Source organism: Shinella sp. GW821-FHT11G07 (assembly GCF_058808115.1).
Genome location: NZ_JBXARJ010000015.1, coordinates 39,997 through 58,582, shown reverse-complemented (window position 1 = coordinate 58,582; position 18,586 = coordinate 39,997). Strand labels below are relative to the sequence as shown.

Here is an 18,586-nt window from a genome sequence, read left to right as displayed (position 1 = left end):
GGTGTCGTCGCCGCGCGATCGGCCCAGTGAGCCACGGCCTCATTGTCCTTCTGCTGGATAAGCAGCTGCGCGCGAACGCCGTAGAGTAGTGGGTCGAGCGGATTGAGATCTGGACGTGCTACAGCTACCGATGGATCGGCAGGACGCCTTCGACCAGGCGTCGCGTCGCCTCGTTGCGCCCGGCTCTGCCAAGTTCATTCGACGCAAAACTGTCCACCAAACGCCCCTCGTTCATGACCAGAATGCGCTCGCAGAAGGACTGGATGACACCGAGATTGTGGCCAATGAACAGGTAGGTCAGGCCGAACTCGCGCTTGAGTTCACGCAGCAGATCGAGGATCTGCGCCTGGATCGACACGTCGAGCGCCGATGTCGGCTCGTCGAGAATGACGAAGCGGGCCTTCACGCCGAGCGTCCGGGCGATATTGATGCGCTGTCTCTGCCCGCCTGAAAATGCATGCGGAAAACGCCTGGCATCCTCCCCACGAAGCCCCACGCGTTCAAGGAGGCGCAAGGTTTCCCGCTCCGCGTCTTTCCGGGACGAAACGATCCCGAGACTGAGCATCGGTTCGGCGATCTGGACGCCAATCCGGCGGCGCGGGTTCAGCGATGCGGACGTATCCTGCGGCACAAGCTGGATATGGCGGCGATAGGCAAGCCGGCCCCTATCCGCGAGCCCCGAGAGATCGACGCCGTCGAACATGATGCTTCCGGAATCCACACGCTCCAGTCCGGTCAGTATGCGGGCAATCGTGGACTTGCCGGAACCGGAGCCACCGATAAGGCCAACGGTTTCGCCATCACCAATCGAAAAGGCAACATCGTCGACAGCCGCCACGCTCCGGCGCACGCGTCGAAACAGGCCCCGCCCGATTTCGAACGTCCGGCGGAGGTCGCGCACATCGATCAAGGGGACTTCAACGGCCATTCTGTCAGGATCCTCGCGGTTTTCAGGAGGTGAGATCGAGCTGCGGGACAGCGGCAATGAGACTGCGGCTATAGGCTTCCTTCGGTGCCTCGAGCACGCGGCGTGTCGGCCCCTCCTCGACGAGGCGTCCCCTATGCATGACCGCGACGCGCTTGCTGAGATACGACACCACGCCGAAGTCATGCGTGATGACGATGAGGGCCGTGCCGAATTCTGTGTTGATGTCGCGGAGCAGGTTCAACACCTGCAACTGCATTATCGTATCGAGCGCCGTCGTCGGCTCGTCGGCAATGAGCAAGCGCGGCCGGCTGCTGATCGCCATGGCGATGACGACGCGCTGGCGCATCCCGCCGCTGAGATTGTGCGGATAGGATGAGAGCACGCGCTCGACGTCAGCGATGCCCACCTTGACCAGCCATTCGCCAGCGTCGACCAGCGCCTGCCGCCGGCCCACGCCATTGCGGAAGGCGATCATGTCCGAAAGTTGGTTGCCGATCGTGTAGACGGGGTTGAGCGAGGTCAGCGAGTTCTGTGTGATAAACGCGATATCCTTTCGCAGGATACGGCGCCTTGTTTCACGCGAATGCAGAAGATCCTCGGCATCGAAACGAATGCTTCCGGCCGATACGCGCATGATGTTGGCAGGCAGGAGGCCGAGCACGGCGGATACCGTCACGCTCTTGCCGCTGCCGGATTCACCGACAATGGCCAGGATATCGGCGGGCTGAACGCTGAGATCGATGGTGTCCAGAATGCGGCTGCTGCCGGAGCGGCCCGACAGTTCGACGCTCAGTCCCGCAATATCGAGCAACGGCTTGGCGGTGAGATCTGTGCTCATGCGGTCAGCCCTGCTGCGGATCGAGGATGTCGCGCAGTCCGCTGCCAAGCCAGTTGAAGGCAAGGGACGTCACGATGATAGCGATGCCGGCCGCGAGCACGACATGGGGCGCACCCTGCGCAAACACTTCGACGCCCTCGACCGTCATCCGCCCCCAGTCGGCATTGGGCGGCTGGATGCCGAGGCCGAGAAAACTCAATCCCGAGGAAAAACCGATCATCGGGCCGATTAGGGTCGTGGCGTAAACGATCGAAGGCGAGACGACATTGGGCAAAAGTTCCTTGAAGAGAACCTGGCTGCGGCTTGCTCCGAGCAACCGCGCCGTCTCCAGATAGCCCTTGCCGATTTCCCCAACGACGGCGCCGTAGACGATGCGCGTCATGTAGGGCACGAGAGAAATTGTGATCGTCACGATGATTGTCGTGAGACCCGGCCCGAGGAGCGAGACTGTGGCGATTGCAAAGAGGATCATCGGAAAGGCAAACAGCGCGTCGATCACCCGCATGATCAGTCCGCCCAGAAAAGACGACGTGTAGCCAGCGAGAAGGCCAAGGACCAGGCTGATGGCGAGTGCTGCAGCGACAGGCACTATGCCAGCGATCAGGGAAGGACGCGCGCCCCAGAGGAGACGGCTCAAAACGTCTCGGCCCTGCGCGTCGAGACCCAGCAAATGGCCTTCCGTTCCCGGTGGCAGCAGGCGCAGCGCGCCGTCTCCGTAAAGTGGATCGAATGGCGCGACCCACGGTGCCAGAAGCGCGGCTACGACGACAAACGCAATCACAACAAGCGCAACAGCGGTGCGGCCGAGCCGGAAGCAGGCGCCGAAAACCGGACGGCGGTTGGGTGCCGGCAACGGCGAAGGGGCCATAGTCACTACAGTGCCCTCCGCGGGTTGAGCCAGACAAGCACCATGTCCACGACAAGGTTGATCGCAACGAATGTCGCGGCGATCATCAGGACGCCCGCCTGGATAACAGCGACGTCACCGGCCGTAATGGCATTGAAGAGCTGTGCGCTGATGCCCGGCCAGGCAAAGACCGCCTCGACGAAGATGACGCCGCCGAACAGCGTGCCGAACTGCAGGCCACCGACGCTGACGATCGGCGGGAGGATGTTGCGCCAGACCTGCTTGCGGAAAATGCGAAACGAGGACATGCCGGCCGCCTGAGCGATCTTCACATAATCGGATGCCAGCACGTCGATCACCGCACCGCGCACCAGCCGGGCTATGATGGAAATCGCCAGTACCGAAGCCGCAATCGACGGCAGGACAAGATGCACCAGAAGATCGAGGTTGGAGCCCCGTGCCCGCATGTTGCGCATGCCGGAGGACGGAAGCCAGCCGAGCTCGCGGGCAAAGATCCAGATCAGGATGAGACCAAGCCAGAAGACCGGCGTTGCCGCCAGAACCTCCGTAATGAACATGAGAACCTTGTCGAGCAGGCGCCCCGCCCGAAAACCGGAGGTGACCCCGATGGCCACACCGAACAGAAGCGAGAGGAAGAGGCTGGATAGGGCGAGGATCAGCGTATTGCCGAAGGCGGGAAGCAGGATCGACATCGCCGGAACCTGCGTGCTGATCGAACGGCCGAAATCACCATGGACCACACGCCACAGCCAGGCACCATACCGCTCGTGCAATGGCAGATCGAGGCCAAGCCTTGCCCGCATGTCCGCGATCTGCTCGGCCGTCGCCGACTGGCCGAGCAACGTCTTCACCGGATCACCCGGGGAAAGATAGACTATCAGGAAGACCACGAAGGTGACAGCCGCCAGCACAAGAATGGCGGCTGTCAGTCTTCTGAGGAAAAAAGCAATCATTGTCTGTCCGGACAGCCGTTACTTTTCTGCCAGCCAGACCTTTTTCAGGTCGTACCAAGCCTGGGCGGGTGACGCGAAGTCGCGAACGTTTTTGCCGACCGCGTAGTGTGTGCGCTCGAGGAAAAGCGGTATCTTGCCGACATCTTCGGCAATGATACGGTTCGCTTCCCGCCAGTTGGCAACCTCCTGGGCTGGATCGGTTGCGGCAATCGCCTTCGAAACGGCGGCGTCGAACGCCTCGCTTTTGTAGCCGCCGGTGTTCGAGCCGCTATTGCTGTTGCCGACGATCGACAGCCAATAGGGCGTCAGGAAACCCCATTCCATCGAGCTGAAGCCGACATCGGCACCCGGCGTGCGTTCCTGCGCCAGGAAACTGTTCCAGTCATAGGAACGGATGTTCAGGTTGATGCCGACCTTGGCCGCATCGCGCTGAACCCATTCGGCAACAGCTTCGCCACCGGCATAGATGCTGATCGTCGCGTTCACGCCCTTCTCAAGCCCGGCTTCCTTCAGAAGCGCCTTCGATTTTTCCGGATCGAAATTGTAGTCGCGGAACGCGGGATCGAAAGCCGCGCTGCCGGGAACGAGCACGCTGTATCCCGGGCTGGCCGTGCCCTTCAGGAGGTCACGGGCCAGCGCCTCGCGGTCGATGGCATGGACAAGTGCCTGACGAACCCGGACATCCTTGAAGGCTTCGTTGGCGAAATTGACGTTGTAATAGTAGATTGAGGGGATGCTGACGTTCGGAACGTCGAAGCCTTTGCCCTTCAGGCGCTCCACGGCGTCACGCGGCGGCCAGGAGATGAGATCCACCTCACCGGTCTCGAGTGCCGCAACACGTGCATTGCCGTCCGGAATGGGGCGAAAGACGATGCGGTCGAGATAAGGCTTCTCACCCCAGTAATCGTCGAAACGCTCGATCTCGACCGACTGGCCGCGAATGCGCTCGACGAACTTGTACGGTCCCGTCCCCGTCGGATGTTCCACCACGCCGTCATTTCCGTATTTGCGGATCGATTCCGGGCTCGCGATGAGGCCCGTGCCGCCGGAGCCCTGCGCAAGAAGCCGCAGAAGTGGGCTGAAGGGCTGCTTGAATGTCAGGACGACGGTGGATACGTCCGGCGTCTCCACCTTGTCGAGATAGATGTAGGTGTTGCGGACATTGACCGCGGTCACTTCATCGTAGAATTCGAAGGAAGGATCCCATGCGCGCCGGATGTTGAAGGCTACGGCTTCGGCATTGAAGTCCGTGCCGTCATGAAATTTTACGCCCTGGCGAAGCTTGAAGGTATAGACCTTGCCATCGGGCGAAACCGTCCACGACTCGGCCAGCGCCGGGATGATGGCTGGGGAAGGCTCATCATTGCCAGATTTCGAGAGATCTTCGGAAACGAGCGCATCGAAAATGTGGCGCGTGATCCGGAACGTCTCCCAACCCAACTGTCGGCCGGGGTCAAGCTGCGTGATCTCTGCGTTCTGGGCAACAACCAGCGTCCCGCCATATTTGTCATCCTCGCCGGCATAAGCAGCATATGAATAAGTGGCAGCGACCAGAGATACGCCCGCGGCTAGAATTGGAAATAATTTCATGATGATAAGCCCTCTCAACGAATTATGCGCATCGCGTCGCCTGCGATGGCATCAAGTTTGTGGCCACTGTAGCGACCTGATCGAGGCATGCCAGAAAATATATTACTAAATCTATCTTTTTTATAGATTATTGTGTCGATACGCCCGGATTTCTAGGGCCGAGAAAGCGGTTGGCGAGACACGGCGACAGCGGAACTCGCCGCGATATCGCATGACCTCAACGCCCGAATGAAGAGGCGCTGACACGCCAACCGCGCACAAGATCCTGAAGGGACGCGAATTCGCGCCCCTCCTGTTGCGAGATCCTAGAAGGCAGGCGTGGGTGAGGCCGCCTGGAAATGCTCGCGGAGCGTCTGCGTTTCGTATTGATGCCGGTAGAGGCCGCGCCTGCGCAGGATCGGCACGAGTTCATCGACGATGACATCGAGCCCGTCTATGAGGCGATCCGGTTGCAAGTTGAAGCCGTCGATGGCTCCGGCATGAAACCAGTCCTCGATGTGATCAGCCAGTTGGTCGGGCGTCCCGACGAATCCCGCATGGCCCGAGCCGGTATAACGCGTCTGCTTGAGATAGTCGCGCACGGTGGGATTGGTCTTGCGGATCTGCGTAATGATCGATTCGCGAAAGCCGATGCTTCCAAGGAAGGTCTGGGTGTCGTCCAGCGGGCCGAGAACCTCTTCTGGAAACAGCTCATCGAGTTCGAGCTTCGAGGCATCGACGCCGATCGCTTGTGAAAGCCAGCCGATGGAGTATGACGCCGGACCTGCGTCGTGGAGTTCATCGCTGCGGCGTCGCGCCTCTTCTTCGGTGCTGCCCAAACTCAACAGCAGGCCGGGAAGAATCTTGATCTCGTCAGGTGAACGGCCATTGTTCCGTGCGAAACCCTTGACCAGACGATAGTGCTCTATGGCCTGATTTTTTGTGAGCTCAGCAGCAAAGACACCCTCAGCCGCACGCCCCGCCAATTCGCGACCCTGCGGCGAACCGCCAGCCTGAAAGATGATCGGGCGGCCTTGTTTTGACGGCGGCACCCGCAAGCGCCCATCGATATAGAAGAACTCACCATGGAAATGGACGTCCCTGCCCGTGGCGGCCGACTCCCACAATGCCCGAACGACGTCGACAAACTCGTTTGCACGTTCGTAGCGATCATCCCGCAACGGGACATCGGGTAGCCCGAAGTTGCGTGCTGCGGGAACGCCGCGGGTTGTCACGACATTCCATGCGGCACGGCCGCCTGTCTGATGATCGAACGACAGAAATCGCTCAGCGAGTTCGAAGGGGTCATTGAAGGTGGACGAGGCCGTGGCCACTAGTCCCACATGTGACGTCGCCGCAGCCACGTGACCCCAGTTTACCGTGGGTTCAAGGCGGATCGGATTGGCATCATAAGCTGGATCGCCAAGCAGAGGGCCATCAGCCAGGAAGATGGCGTCAAGGGTGCCGCGTTCGGCGGCCTTGCCAATATTTGCCCAGTAATCCGGGTCAATGAACGCATCTTTTTTGAGAAGCGGCGTCTTCCATGCCGCTGGGAGATATCCCAGCACCAACGCGTTGATGCCGAGGAGGACGTGTCCAGTTCGCTTGTTTGTCACGGGTAATGTCTCCGTTGTTGTCTACAAAGAGACATGAGGTTGCGGCACAGGGAACGCGGGCCGCGCGGTTGACGGCAGCGGCTCCGGTGCAGGCAGATTGAGTGCTGCTCGCAGTGGTCCACCCAGTGATGTGGGAGAAAAGCCATCGGCAAGCCACCGTTCTGCGGCGCTGAGCAGGTCATTCACAGACTGTTCAAGTCCCGCGCGCAGCACGATGCCTGCAAATGCACCTGCGGGCGGCTCGTCGCCCAGCACGACGACAGGCACGGAGCCAGAGCCGCCCAGAACAAGGTCGATCGGGTTGTTGTCATCGATGGGAGGGGCGTCCGCCGGTACTTCGGCATACCAGGCGATCACCGACGCACCTGTTTCCGGTTCGGGCGCGTTCAACGGCCCTGCGATGGAGAAGCTGTTGTCGATATCGACATGCACGATACGGTTCGCCTCCACCAGGATGCCGGTCTCGCGGTCGCCGATGATCGAATCGTAAGGCCAGCTCTGCTCGAGTGCGCGCACGGCACGCGCCGTATCGTAGGCTGTCTGAGCATTGAGCGGCGCTCCCCCGCCGAGGCCGGCACCACCCCAGGCCGGGGCGTCCCTCGGACCTTCGGGTGCGTAGGCATCCCGCACGCCGATCAACAGCCCGCTGCGACCACCCGACAGATGGGAAAGCGAAACGACACGGCGCGCGATATTATACGGGTGGTCGCGCTGCGGTGTCGCGGCGATGAGGAAGCGCCCATGCTTCGTGGAACCCGCAAGGGTCGCGCCGACGGCACTGCTTGCAAGCGTAACCGGCGCAGGCGCGCTACCATCGATGCGGTCGATCCCGAGCACGCTGAACGCAAGCGGCAATGCATCCCAACGGGATAGCAGTGATGGGCTTGTGGTGAGCTCCACCAGATGCGGGCCGGCAAGACCAAGGGCTAGATAGGGTTTCGTCATGGTGCCGTCTCCTCAGTTGCCTTGGCCGCCGCGACCCAGGCGGTCGATGCTGGATGCTGGAGAATTGTCGTTGACCAGATAGTCACCGAGGATGCGGGCCTTGTAGGCGACCGGGTTATGCGACGCGAGCGTACGCGCATTGCGCCAATGGCGGTCAAGCGCCGTTTCCTCGGAGGTTGCGGAGGCGCCGAGAGCACCGAAAATATGCGTGGCTGAATAGAGCACACCGTCGATGATCGCGAGCTGCGCCTGTGCCACGGCCACCTCTCCCGCGACGACCCGCTTGTCGCGCAAGGCGACGTCGCCGTCCGCATGGGCGGCGGCGATCAGGTCCAGTGCGTTGGCGGCGCGACGCAATGCAGCCTCTGTCGAGAAGACCCGCACCGATACTTCGCCGATCACCTGCAGCAGTTGCGGGTCGAGCGCCGGCACCGGGTTCAGGCCTTGCGGATAATTGCGCCCCCGCGCCTTCAGTGCCTTGGTCCCATCGCGCAGGATCGCACGCGTGATGCCGGTGAGGACGGCGAGCAACGCCGTTTGATAGAAGTGGCCCTGATAGACGACACGCTCGCTCGCCGGAAAGACGTCCCCCTCATGGGCGATCGCATCCTGATAGGTGGCGCTGCCGCTTGCCGTGGTGCTCTGGCCAAACCCCGGCCAGTCGTCGGCAAGCACGACACCTGGCTGGTGACGGCTGACCAAGGTGGTGATGAGCGAGCCGTCTTCGCCTTTACCGATCACGTCGAGCCAATCGGCATAGAGGCTGCCGGTGGCATAGAATTTCGCACCTGTCACCTTGTAGGTGTCGCCCTCGCGGGTCACCGTCGTCTTGATGTTGGCGTAGGTGCCGTTGTTTGCTTCCGTCCAGCCGCCACCGATAAACTCCCGATCCCGGAAGCGCTGCAGCCAGCGATCGTTGGCCTGCGAAGGTCGCGCGTTGAGGCGGTCCTCGATGAAGGCCAGATGATTGCGCCAGACATGAGCGACATTCGCATCGGCCTCCGCCAGCAAAGCCAGCAGATAGTATGTCTGTTCGAGCGACGCGCCCCACCCGCCAAACTCCTCCGGTATGCGCACGAGCGAAAAATCCGCGTCCTTCAGCCACTGCACCTGCTCGAAAGCAAACGTACGATTGCGCTCACGCTCGACATTGCCCTCGGCAATACGGTCGAAAATCGGCTGAAACCGCTCCACGAGAGCTTCTTCCTTCGCTGTAGCGGGACGCAGATAAGTCAGCGAAGTCGGGGCGTCTACGGTGGTCATTTTGTTCTCCTGAATGCTGGTACGTCAACAATTGCGGGACAGATGTGATTGCGGGCTTGTTCGGTCGCTGTGGCGCGGCCTGCCTGGTTTTCTGTCCGATGAAAGGGATGGTCGGAGGGTGCGAAATCTTCAGTTTCGATTGGCTGGATCACGCCACTGCGCGACGAGATCGACGGCAAGGGTCGTGATGATGAAGGCGGAGGCGGCGAAAATGGTCGTGCCGATGACAACGGGGAAATCCCCTTCCAGCGCGGCGGCGATCGCCATGCGACCGACCCCGTCCAGCCCGAAGATCGTTTCCGTCACGATTGCCCCACCCATGATGGCTGCAAGCTCCAGCCCGCCGAGCGTCAGTATCGGATTCAACGCCGATTTCAGGGCATGGGAAAAGTAGACCCGGCCTTCGGGAACGCCCTTGGCGCGCGCCGTGCGGATGAAATCGTGCCCCAATACGTCAAGCATGCTGGCCCTGACCATGCGCTGAAACAGCCCGATTTCGGCAATCGCGAGCGTCGCCCAGGGAAGCGCCAGATGCCGGGCCCATTGCAGCGGGTCCTCGCTCAAGGGCACATAGCCGCTGCTCGGGAACCAGTGGATGCCCTGGTTCGAAAGCTGGAAGAACAGGAAATAGGAGATCAGGATACCACTCAGGAAAGTGGGAACCGAAAGGCCGACATAGGCGAAGAAGGCGAGCACGTGATCGATGAACCGCCCTTGCCAGCGCGCTGCGGCAACGCCGGAAAGGATGGCAATCATCATCCAGATCACGAGGGCTCCAAGTGCCAGCGAGAGGGTCACCGGAGCCTTCGCCAGAATGAGATCCGTAACCGGCGCCTGCTTGCGGAAGGAATATCCAAGAGCCGGCGGCCAATGCATCAATCCCATCGGCGCGCCCTGGATATCCGGACCGCGGAACAGGTAATACCACAGCTCCAAATACCAGGGGTCATCGAGGCGAAGCGCGCGCGCCACGGCATCGATCGACTCCTGTGTCGCATTGCGCGGTGCGAGCATCGCCGCGGGATTGCGATAGGCGATCCGGGTGATGAAGAACGACAGGATGAGAACGATCACCAGCGTCGAGATCGAGCGCAAGACAACGGAGGAAAACTGTTTCGCCATGATCTCAGGCCCGCCTGCGATTTGGGTCGAGCACGTTTCTCAAGCCTGCACTCAACGTATTGAAGCCTACGACCGTCAGGAACAAGGCGAGCCCGGGACCTGCCAGAAACCACGGCTGTTCCTGATAGAGGGAGGTCCGCTGCGCTTCGGCGATCATGTTGCCCCAGCTGGGCATCGGCGCCTGAATGCCGACGCCCAGGAAGGAAAGCGTCGCTTCCGCGACGATATTGGCGGGCAGCTGCACGGCCCAATAGACAAAAACCGTCGGCAGGATGTTCGGAAGAATGTCGAACCAGATGATCCGCGCCCATGACGCGCCGATGGTGCGCGAAGCCTCCACCATCGGGCTGGTGCGCAATTCGAGAACGAGCCCGCGCGCAAGGCGCGCGAAATAGGCCCAAGAAAACAAAGCTATGATGGTGATGACCACGACCATGGGCGGCACGATCGGCTGGCCGGTTCCGCCGCGATTGAGCGCCAGAAGGCTGAGCGCCGTCACGACGAAGGGAAAAGACAGGGCAACGTCGATTGCCTGTGAAATGATGCGATCCGTCCGGCCAGCAAAAAAGCCGCTGACCAGACCGATGGCCGTACCGATGATCATCGCGATCGTTGTTGCGGGTATGCCGACGAGCAGCGAAACCTGCGCGCCATAGAGCGTTCTGACAAGAACGTCGCGGCCGTTGCCATCCGCGCCCAGCGGGAACTCTAGCGTCGGACCGATTGGCAAGCCCATTTCGTCAAGCGCGGTCCCCTCGAACTGCTCCATGGGGCCGTGCCCCAACAGATGGCTCACCACCGGCGCGGACAAGGCCGCCAACAGCACGATACCGACAATGACGGCCCCCGTGCGCACTGCTCTCTCGCGCCAAAGGCGCTTCAGAAGAAGAATGCCCGGTGACGGCGATGCTCTGGGAACCATCAGCGCGACCGGCGAGTGAATGGTGTCAGCCATAGATGACATCCTCAAGTTCCGCCTCTGCGGGCGGACGTTTACGTCCTGGAATGGATGCGAGCAGCCGCCGGGTGTAGGCATGCGCGGGGCGCTCGAAGACCCGTTGTGTTTGGCCGACCTCGACGATCTGTCCCTTTTCCAGCACGATCACCCGGTCGCACAGCTCGCCGATGACGCCGAGATCGTGCGAAATGAACAGAAAGGATACGCCGAGCTTGTCGCGAAGACGGGCGAGCAGCCTGATGACCTTCGCCTGGGTGGTGATGTCGAGGGCGGAAACCGGTTCGTCGGCAACGATCAGCGAAGGGCGGAGCGCGATCGCCCGCGCGATGGCGACACGCTGTCGTTGACCGCCGGACAATTGCGACGGCAAGCGATCCAGGACGTCATGCGGCAACTCCACGTCGGTGACGAGTTGCTTCACTTTCTCGCGCAGCTCCGCCTTGTCGACCGTGCCGTGAATGACGAAAGGATCCGAGAGGATGGCCTCGATTCGCCGTCTCGGATTGAGGCTGGCATAGGGATCCTGAAAGACCACCTGGATCGATCTGCGAAGGTCGCCCGGCAGCACGCCACCGGAACCGGGTTGGGAATAATCCCTTCCCTTCAGGCTGATGCGCCCCGCGTTCGGCCGGTCCAGACCGGCGATCAACCGCCCTATGGTGGATTTCCCCGAACCGGATTCGCCGACGAGACCGAGGATTTCTGCTTCTCCAATGGTGAAGGAGACGTCATCGAGTACGGGGCGCGATGCGAAGGAACGGGCGACGGCCTGCACGTCGAGCAGAGGGCGCGTAGCCTGTCGATCTCTTTGCACGGCATAAGATTTGGGACCGCCGAGGCGCGCTGCGCCAAGCAGTTCCCGGGTATAGTCCTGACGCGGCCGGAGATAGATGTCATCCGCGGGCGCTTGTTCGACGACGAGACCATCACGCATGACGACCACATCGTCGGCAATGTCGGACACGACGGCGAGATCGTGGCTCACGAAAATCAAAGCCGTTCCATGCTGTTCCTGCAGGCGCTTGAGAAGATCGAGGATTGCCGCCTGGACGGTGACATCAAGGGCAGTCGTCGGTTCGTCTGCGATGATCAATCCCGGATCGAGCGCGATGGCGATGGCAATCATCACCCGCTGGCGCATACCGCCCGAGAGGTGGCGCGGATAATCGGAGAACCGGGCCTGCGGGTCGGCGATACCGACATCGTCAAGCAGCGCCAGCACGCGCTCATGCTTTTGCCGTCGTGTTATTCTCTGATGGACCCAGATCGCCTCGCCGATCTGATCACCGATGGTCTTCAGGGGATGGAGGTTGCTGAGCGGGTCCTGAAAGACGAACCCGATCTGCGGCCCGCGAATCCTGCGCAGATCCCTGTCGGGCAGGCCAAGTATTTCTTGGCCACGGTGCAGAACGTTGCCCTCCACCGAGGCGGAACCGGGCAGAAGCCCGGTTGCACCCAGAAGGCTTGCGCTCTTTCCCGATCCCGACTCGCCGACAATGGCAAGTGTCCTGCCGGATTCGACGCCGAAGGAAACGCCCCTCACCGCCTGGACACCGCCAAATCGAACGCGCAGATGATCTACGGAGAAGACGGACATTCCGCTATGAACCCGAGTTCTTCAGCGCGATGTTGGTGATGTCAGCCTGCACCGCGAGCGAAGACCATACCCAATGGCTGATGCGATCCGAGGTGATGGCGATCTTGCGCTTTTCGAAGAGCGGTATCCAAGGCAGATCCGTCGAGACGATCTTGTCGGCCTTCGTCCAAAGAGGCGTGGGATTGTCCGAAGGATAGGCTTCCGCCGCAAGCTTGTTCAGTTCGGGATTGCTGTAGCAAATCGCATAGACGTTTCCGGGGCCGCAAGGCGACGCATCCGAGTTGAGCCAGCCGCCGAGCAGCATTCGCGTGCTCGGGCCCTGCCAATCCGGCGAGAAGGTGGCGTTCAGGAAGATATCCCAGCGCGACTTGGGATCTTGAACATAGGCTCGCCATTCGCTGGCGGGCGCCGGGATCAAGTTCAGCGTGATACCGGCAGCCGCGAGGTCCTCCTTGAGCGTTACGGCGATCGTTTCGTTTTGGGCGTTGGTACGATAGAGTGCATCGAGCGTGATGCCGTCGGGATAACCAGCCTTCGCCAGGAGTTCCCTGGCTTTTTCCGGGTTCCCCTTGTTGCCTTCAGTCGGATAGGGATCGAACTGCTCGTAGCCCGAAATCGTCGAGGTGATGATCTGCGACAGGGGCACGGCGGCAATAGATCCGCCGAGCGTTTGCACCAGATGGGCGCGATTGACTGCGTAGGACAAGGCTTGACGCACTTCGGGCTTGCGCAGCGCCTCGATCCCTTCACTCGTCGCATTCTTCTGCGCATTTATGGTGATGAAATTGGCCGAGCCGCTGTTGGTCGCGTGCAGATAGGGGCTGTCCTTGGACACATACTGCCGGATGGTGCCGCGTGGCGGGGTGTCGAGATAGAGCGACAGGTCTGCTTCGCCAGCCTGAATCTTCTGGACGACCGCGTCTTCACTGTTGGCGGTGAAGTCGACATGAATCTCGTCGACATAGGCCTTGCGGGCTTCGTCCGACTCCGCTTTGAAGTTTTTGGCCTTCTTGAGAACCAGCTTTTGCCCCTGGTCGTAGGAGACGACATAATACGGTCCGCTAGAAGGAAGGTTCTTGCGGGATTCCAGCGAGTCCGGGAAGTATTTCGATGCGATTTCGGAAGCGACCGGCGATACGAAATTCATCGAGAGAATATTGAGGAAGTCGTAGTTCTTGGTGTCGGAATGGATCACCAAAGTCTTGTCATCCGGAGCGGACACGCCGGAAATTTCGTGGCTATCGATGAAGGCCTTGCTCGCCGCCAGATCGCCGGTCGGCACTTTCGAAAACTCCTTGCAGTAGTCGACGAAGCCCGAAAACACGAGGTTGAAATAGTTGATGGCCGCGACCTGCTTGTTGGGGTCGCAGAAGCGCTTGATGCCGTAGACGAAATCGCCGGCGACGATCTTGCGTTCGGTCGAGCCCGAGAAGAAAATATCGTCCTTCAAGTGGAAGGTGTACGTCTTGCCGTCCGGGCTGACATCCCAGGACTTGGCGAGATCAGGCACCAACGTCGTGTCCTCCTTGAGACCGACCGAGGAACCCGGATAGGTGACGAGCTGGCGTGTCGTCGCGCGCAGGATCTCCCATGATTCGACGCTGTAACCGGTCAGCGGATCGAAGGCGTCGAGATCGGCTTCAAGCGAGGCGATGCGCAGCGTACCACCGAACTTCGGCTCATCGGCGAGCGCCGGCGCGCACAGGGCGGTGTAAGCGGCAAGAAGCGGAACGGCGGCCCGCTTGGCGGAGCGCAAAAGAACGTTAGCATGCATGGGGTGGATCGCCTCGGCTTGAATTGAATGCATTATTTCTATAGTTTTTATGCATTATTGAAACGAAGCGACGTTCCAATTTCAGCCCCCGCCGGAAAAATAAGATGCAGATAAGCGGGTTTCGCCAGAAAATCAGTGTCGCGTCGAAGCGTTTCGTTCTGTCCGCGCGACACCGCCCCACCGATGACGGCCAACATTGCCCAAACCGTTGCCACCATCTCTACCGCGAAAATTGGGAACGATTTTCCCTCAAGTGGCCGTATTTGGAACAGATTGCCCACGCCAAGCGTCAAATCCCGTAGCATAAATCTATAAAATTTATAGACTATAGGCTGACCCCAATGGCTTCAAGCGAGCATCAAAACCATCCTCCCTTGCTAATTTTAAACGCTCTGCCCGACCGAGCGCGCTCGCTCTGCGCTCGTGGGGAGCGTTCGGCATGAGCGGCAATATCCATCTCCACTGGTATCTACCGACGAATGGCGACAGCCGGGGCCTGACGGGCTCGGGAAACGATAGTCACGTTGTCGAGGTTTCCGGCGGCTTCCGTGCACCGACACTTTCATATCTTGGAGAGGTCGCACGCGCTGCCGAACAGCAGCATTTCCATGCGGTTTTGACCCCGACCGGCACATGGTGTGAAGACGCCTGGATCACCACTGCGGCCCTCGCCCGGGAAACAAGCCGACTGAAATTCCTCGTCGCGTTCAGACCCGGGCTCATATCGCCGACGCTCGTTGCCCATCAGGCGGCAACCTTCCAGAGAATGACTGGCGGGCGGCTGCTTCTCAATGTCGTTACAGGCGGCGATCGCTTCGAACAGGCACGCTTTGGCGACCATCTCGACCATGATGCACGCTATGAACGGACGGAGGAATTCCTTTCTGTCGTGCGTGGGGTGACGTCCGCACCAGCGGAGCAACCCTTCTCCTTCACGGGAAAGCACTATGACATCCGGGAAGCGCGCATCGACCCTACGCCCTACGCCCTCCCTCAGATCTTCTTTGGCGGCGCCAGCCCGGCCGCTCTGGACGTGGCAACCGCACAGGCCGACGTCTATCTGGTTTGGGGGCGCCCGCCGGAACTCGAGGCGGAAAATATCGCGCAGCTGAAAGCGCGTGCTGCCGCAAAAGGCCGCTCGTTGCGCTTCGGCGTGCGCCTGCATGTCATTTCACGCGATACGGAAGACGAAGCCTGGGCCGTGGCCGACAAGCTGCTGACATGGCTCTCGCCGGATCGTGTCCGGAAGGCGCGCGACCTGCTCGCCAAATCCGAATCCGTAGCCCAGAGCCAGATGTCGGCGCTGCACACCCATCGGGAAGGCCTGCCGGCTTCAGCGCGCGAACTGGAAATCCACCCTGGCCTTTGGTCGGGCTATGGGCTCGTGCGCGGCGGAGCGGGCACGGCCCTCGTCGGCAGCCATGCGCAGGTTGCCGACCTGATCGAAGCCTATCACGACGTCGGTTTCGATCACTTCATCCTCTCAGGCCAGCCTCATCTTGAAGAAGCCTGGCATTTCGGCGAGGGCGCCGCAGCCCTTCTCAAGGCGCGGGGCCGTCTCGCTCCGGTAACACCGCAGTCATAAGGAGAGGCACATGCCATCGCTCTCGATAGTCCCATTTTCGGGCAGCCCAAGCCTGGATATCCGATCGCTGAATGGTAACGAGGACCGCCGGAAGGCATTTGCCGTATTCCGGCAGGCCTTGCTTGGAATCGGCGATTTCGGCCGTACCAGCCCAGAAACCGAGACGCGGTTTCTGGCAGAGGGCCAATCGCTTGGCGGCTTCGAGGGGGATATCCTGCGGGGCGTCGTGAACGGCTACGATTCATCGATCACCCTGCCCGGTGGCCGGCGTGTGCGCCACCTGTCTGTCACACATGTCGGCGTCTCTCCCGATGCGACACGCCGAGGTATCGCCCGTCAGTTGGTCGTTGAGCAGCTTCGTCGCGCCCGCTCCGAAGGCTATGTCGTTGCAGGTCTCAGGGCATCCGACACGGGCATCTATGGCCGATACGGGTATGGCATCGCCTCATGGTCGGTCCGACATGAGCTCGACCTGACCCGCGCCAAACTTGCTACTACCACGCCCCGCGAAGAGCTTCGCATTGTCGACGCACGCGAAAATTTTCCCCTGTTTCGACAGATCGCCGACTCCGATCCGACGCCGCGCGCCACAACCCTGTCTCGCTGGGATGGCTGGTGGGCCATGCAGGAGTTTCGCACGATCAATGGCACAACACCCCACCACGCGGTCGTTTTCGGCCGAGAAGGCAACGAGCGCGGCTATCTTCGCTTCCATATCGAACCCTCGGACAACTGGTTCACGTCATCGCAACGCACTGTGATCATCGACGATCTCATCGCACATGACGATGAGGCATGGCGGGGCCTGATCGGCCATCTCTTCACGCAGGATATCCTGCACCGGGCGGTTTTCCTGTCCCGACCGATCGATGACCCGTTACCCCTGTTTTTGCGCAATCCTCGGACATTGGAAATCTCCGGTCAACGTGACGAAAGCTGGATACGGCCTCTCAATCTGGCGGCTTTACTTTCCGCCCGCCGCTTTGGCGGGACGCGGCAGGTAACGCTTGCCGTCGAAGACGATCTGTTCCCCGACAATGGCGGTCTCTGGTCTCTCGGCCCGGAGGGTGCGGCACGCAGTACCGAAAGGCCTGAAGCCCGGATCGCAATCGCGGAATTGGCCGCACTGATATTCGGTGCACACCAAGCGTCGTCTCTCGCAGCGTCGGGACGTCTTTGGGCAGCTTCCGGCGAGGTCGCGGAGGAACTGGATCTGATATTCGCGTCCAGTCGACGTCCCCACTCAGGCATATCATTCTGAATTATAGGTATACCATTGGCCCAACCCGTGTGACCCGGCATATATGCCTTGAAAGGATAAGAACCAACGAACCTGCTATTGGAATAGAGATAACGTGCTGAAGCTCCTCAACGGGGGTATCGTTTTGTCCTACGCGGAACGACTGATATGGGGCCGGGAGCAGACTGTCGGGTTGCAAGCAAAAGGGGCAATTTGCTGCTCTTCCGCAGGTTTGAAATACCCAGTAGGCGTTGATGCGGCCTGCGTGGTTTCCCACTCACAGCTCCTTCGCTGGGTCTCGAATGCGCCGCGGCCTCCGACGCCGTCGAGGCAGCCTTCGTGATTGAGCTTGACCAGAGTTCCGGAACCGATTGTCAATTTTATATCGGGGGAAATAGGCCTTTGAGCGGACGGAAACCGCCTGAAAGAGCCCTGTTGACGCTATAGGTCGCCCAAAACGCCGATGAGCCGAAATGTCCGAAAAATCTGCACCGCTCAACAGTGAGCGCCTATAGAACCCTACCCCCGCCGCGTTTTAGGACAGTCCGCCTGACCTTCATGAACGTTTTGCAACGACATCGAGCAGCAGAAACGCGGTAACGACCACCAAACCCGCCGCCGTCAGCATGGACCACGAATAGAGGGGCGAGAAGCCTTCAATGATGAAGGTGAGAACGGGAAGAGCCGCCATCGTCACCATGACCGTGTAGGTGTCACACCGGCCAATCCCGACTTGCAGGAGATACAGAGGGGCGAGGACACCGATCGCGGACACCACCAGCAGCCCCGCAACCAGAAAGCCAGACCATTCCACAGCCACAATATCCGTCCCCAACGTCATCATGAGCGAGATCGGCAGTATGAGGTAGAAACGGTGCGCGAGGACCGCGCCGAACTTCCAGACGCGATTGAGCAAAGTCTTTGAGGCTATGGTGATTAGCACCGCGCCAACGCCGGCGGCCACGCTCGCCCCCAAGTCGAGCCACGCATTCCGGCCGAACGATGCGAAACCGCTGCCCTGCAAGGCGACAATCCCTAGAATGGCGCACCCCGCAAGGATGCCGGCGCATACCACAATGCGCGGCACAGAGGGTCGCTCGTCCGTCAATGCGAGAGAGATCAGGAACGTGAGCGCGGTGCTGGCATTCAGGAGCAGCAGTGGTCCCCAGGCTCTTTCACCGCCCCCTTGACGAGACAGAAGCAGAAAGAACGCGGCCGTCAGGGTAAAACTGATCAGGAAAAAAACGGCGACGGGAACGCCGCAAGCCATGTTCCGAACATCACCTTGCCGATGGCCTGAAAAAGCACCGCCAGGACGATCATCGCGCGG

Annotated in this window: 16 protein-coding genes; 2 read left to right on the top strand and 14 right to left on the bottom strand. The window is 60.6% G+C overall.

Annotation, left to right across the window (positions count from 1 at the left end):
* Positions 1-124: 124 nt before the first annotated feature.
* The 13 genes from AC1RT2_RS25085 to AC1RT2_RS25025 form a co-directional block, all read right to left on the bottom strand.
* A complete protein-coding gene (locus AC1RT2_RS25085; protein WP_493106319.1) occupies positions 125-928 on the bottom strand; it encodes an ATP-binding cassette domain-containing protein in 804 nt (267 codons plus the stop codon).
* 22 nt (positions 929-950) lie between these two features.
* Positions 951-1,766 carry an ABC transporter ATP-binding protein gene (locus AC1RT2_RS25080; protein ID WP_493106318.1) on the bottom strand — a complete coding sequence of 272 codons (816 nt, stop codon included), beginning with the start codon at positions 1,764-1,766 and terminating at the stop codon, positions 951-953.
* A gap of 4 nt (positions 1,767-1,770) precedes the next feature.
* Positions 1,771-2,634 carry an ABC transporter permease gene (locus AC1RT2_RS25075; RefSeq protein WP_493106508.1) on the bottom strand — a complete coding sequence of 288 codons (864 nt, stop codon included), beginning with the start codon at positions 2,632-2,634 and terminating at the stop codon, positions 1,771-1,773.
* Positions 2,635-2,639: 5 nt separating this feature from the next.
* Complete coding sequence (locus tag AC1RT2_RS25070) at positions 2,640-3,587, bottom strand: ABC transporter permease (RefSeq protein ID WP_493106316.1); 948 nt, start codon at positions 3,585-3,587, stop codon at positions 2,640-2,642.
* 18 nt (positions 3,588-3,605) lie between these two features.
* A complete protein-coding gene (locus tag AC1RT2_RS25065; RefSeq protein ID WP_493106314.1) occupies positions 3,606-5,177 on the bottom strand; it encodes an ABC transporter substrate-binding protein in 1,572 nt (523 codons plus the stop codon).
* A 305-nt stretch (positions 5,178-5,482) separates the two neighbouring features.
* On the bottom strand, positions 5,483-6,772 hold the full coding sequence (locus tag AC1RT2_RS25060; protein WP_493106312.1) for an NtaA/DmoA family FMN-dependent monooxygenase: 1,290 nt from the start codon (positions 6,770-6,772) through the stop codon (positions 5,483-5,485).
* A 21-nt stretch (positions 6,773-6,793) separates the two neighbouring features.
* Positions 6,794-7,717: a hypothetical protein gene (locus AC1RT2_RS25055; protein ID WP_493106310.1), complete on the bottom strand. Its 924-nt coding sequence runs from the start codon at positions 7,715-7,717 to the stop codon at positions 6,794-6,796.
* A 12-nt stretch (positions 7,718-7,729) separates the two neighbouring features.
* On the bottom strand, positions 7,730-8,980 hold the full coding sequence (locus tag AC1RT2_RS25050) for an acyl-CoA dehydrogenase family protein (RefSeq protein ID WP_493106308.1): 1,251 nt from the start codon (positions 8,978-8,980) through the stop codon (positions 7,730-7,732).
* Between the two features lie 129 nt (positions 8,981-9,109).
* Positions 9,110-10,102 (bottom strand): ABC transporter permease, encoded by a 993-nt coding sequence (locus tag AC1RT2_RS25045; protein WP_493106307.1) that lies wholly within the window; start codon positions 10,100-10,102, stop codon positions 9,110-9,112.
* 4 nt (positions 10,103-10,106) lie between these two features.
* Positions 10,107-11,057 carry an ABC transporter permease gene (locus AC1RT2_RS25040; RefSeq protein ID WP_493106306.1) on the bottom strand — a complete coding sequence of 317 codons (951 nt, stop codon included), beginning with the start codon at positions 11,055-11,057 and terminating at the stop codon, positions 10,107-10,109.
* Complete coding sequence (locus tag AC1RT2_RS25035) at positions 11,050-12,657, bottom strand: dipeptide ABC transporter ATP-binding protein (RefSeq protein WP_493106304.1); 1,608 nt, start codon at positions 12,655-12,657, stop codon at positions 11,050-11,052. The genes AC1RT2_RS25040 and AC1RT2_RS25035 overlap by 8 nt, the downstream gene beginning before the upstream one ends.
* 4 nt (positions 12,658-12,661) lie before the next feature.
* Positions 12,662-14,431, bottom strand: a complete 1,770-nt coding sequence (locus AC1RT2_RS25030; RefSeq protein WP_493106302.1) for an ABC transporter substrate-binding protein — start codon at positions 14,429-14,431, stop codon at positions 12,662-12,664.
* 47 nt (positions 14,432-14,478) lie between these two features.
* A complete protein-coding gene (locus AC1RT2_RS25025; RefSeq protein ID WP_493106300.1) occupies positions 14,479-14,712 on the bottom strand; it encodes a hypothetical protein in 234 nt (77 codons plus the stop codon).
* A gap of 158 nt (positions 14,713-14,870) precedes the next feature.
* Between AC1RT2_RS25025 and AC1RT2_RS25020 the strand changes: the two genes are divergently transcribed.
* Entirely contained in the window at positions 14,871-16,016 is a 1,146-nt protein-coding gene (locus tag AC1RT2_RS25020) for an LLM class flavin-dependent oxidoreductase (RefSeq protein ID WP_493106298.1), read from the top strand.
* A gap of 10 nt (positions 16,017-16,026) precedes the next feature.
* Positions 16,027-17,277 (top strand): GNAT family N-acetyltransferase, encoded by a 1,251-nt coding sequence (locus AC1RT2_RS25015; RefSeq protein ID WP_493106296.1) that lies wholly within the window; start codon positions 16,027-16,029, stop codon positions 17,275-17,277.
* 535 nt (positions 17,278-17,812) lie between these two features.
* On the opposite strand, the gene AC1RT2_RS25010 is transcribed toward AC1RT2_RS25015, so the two are convergent.
* On the bottom strand, positions 17,813-18,526 hold the full coding sequence (locus AC1RT2_RS25010) for a hypothetical protein (RefSeq protein WP_493106294.1): 714 nt from the start codon (positions 18,524-18,526) through the stop codon (positions 17,813-17,815).
* Between the last annotated feature and the right edge of the window lie 60 nt (positions 18,527-18,586).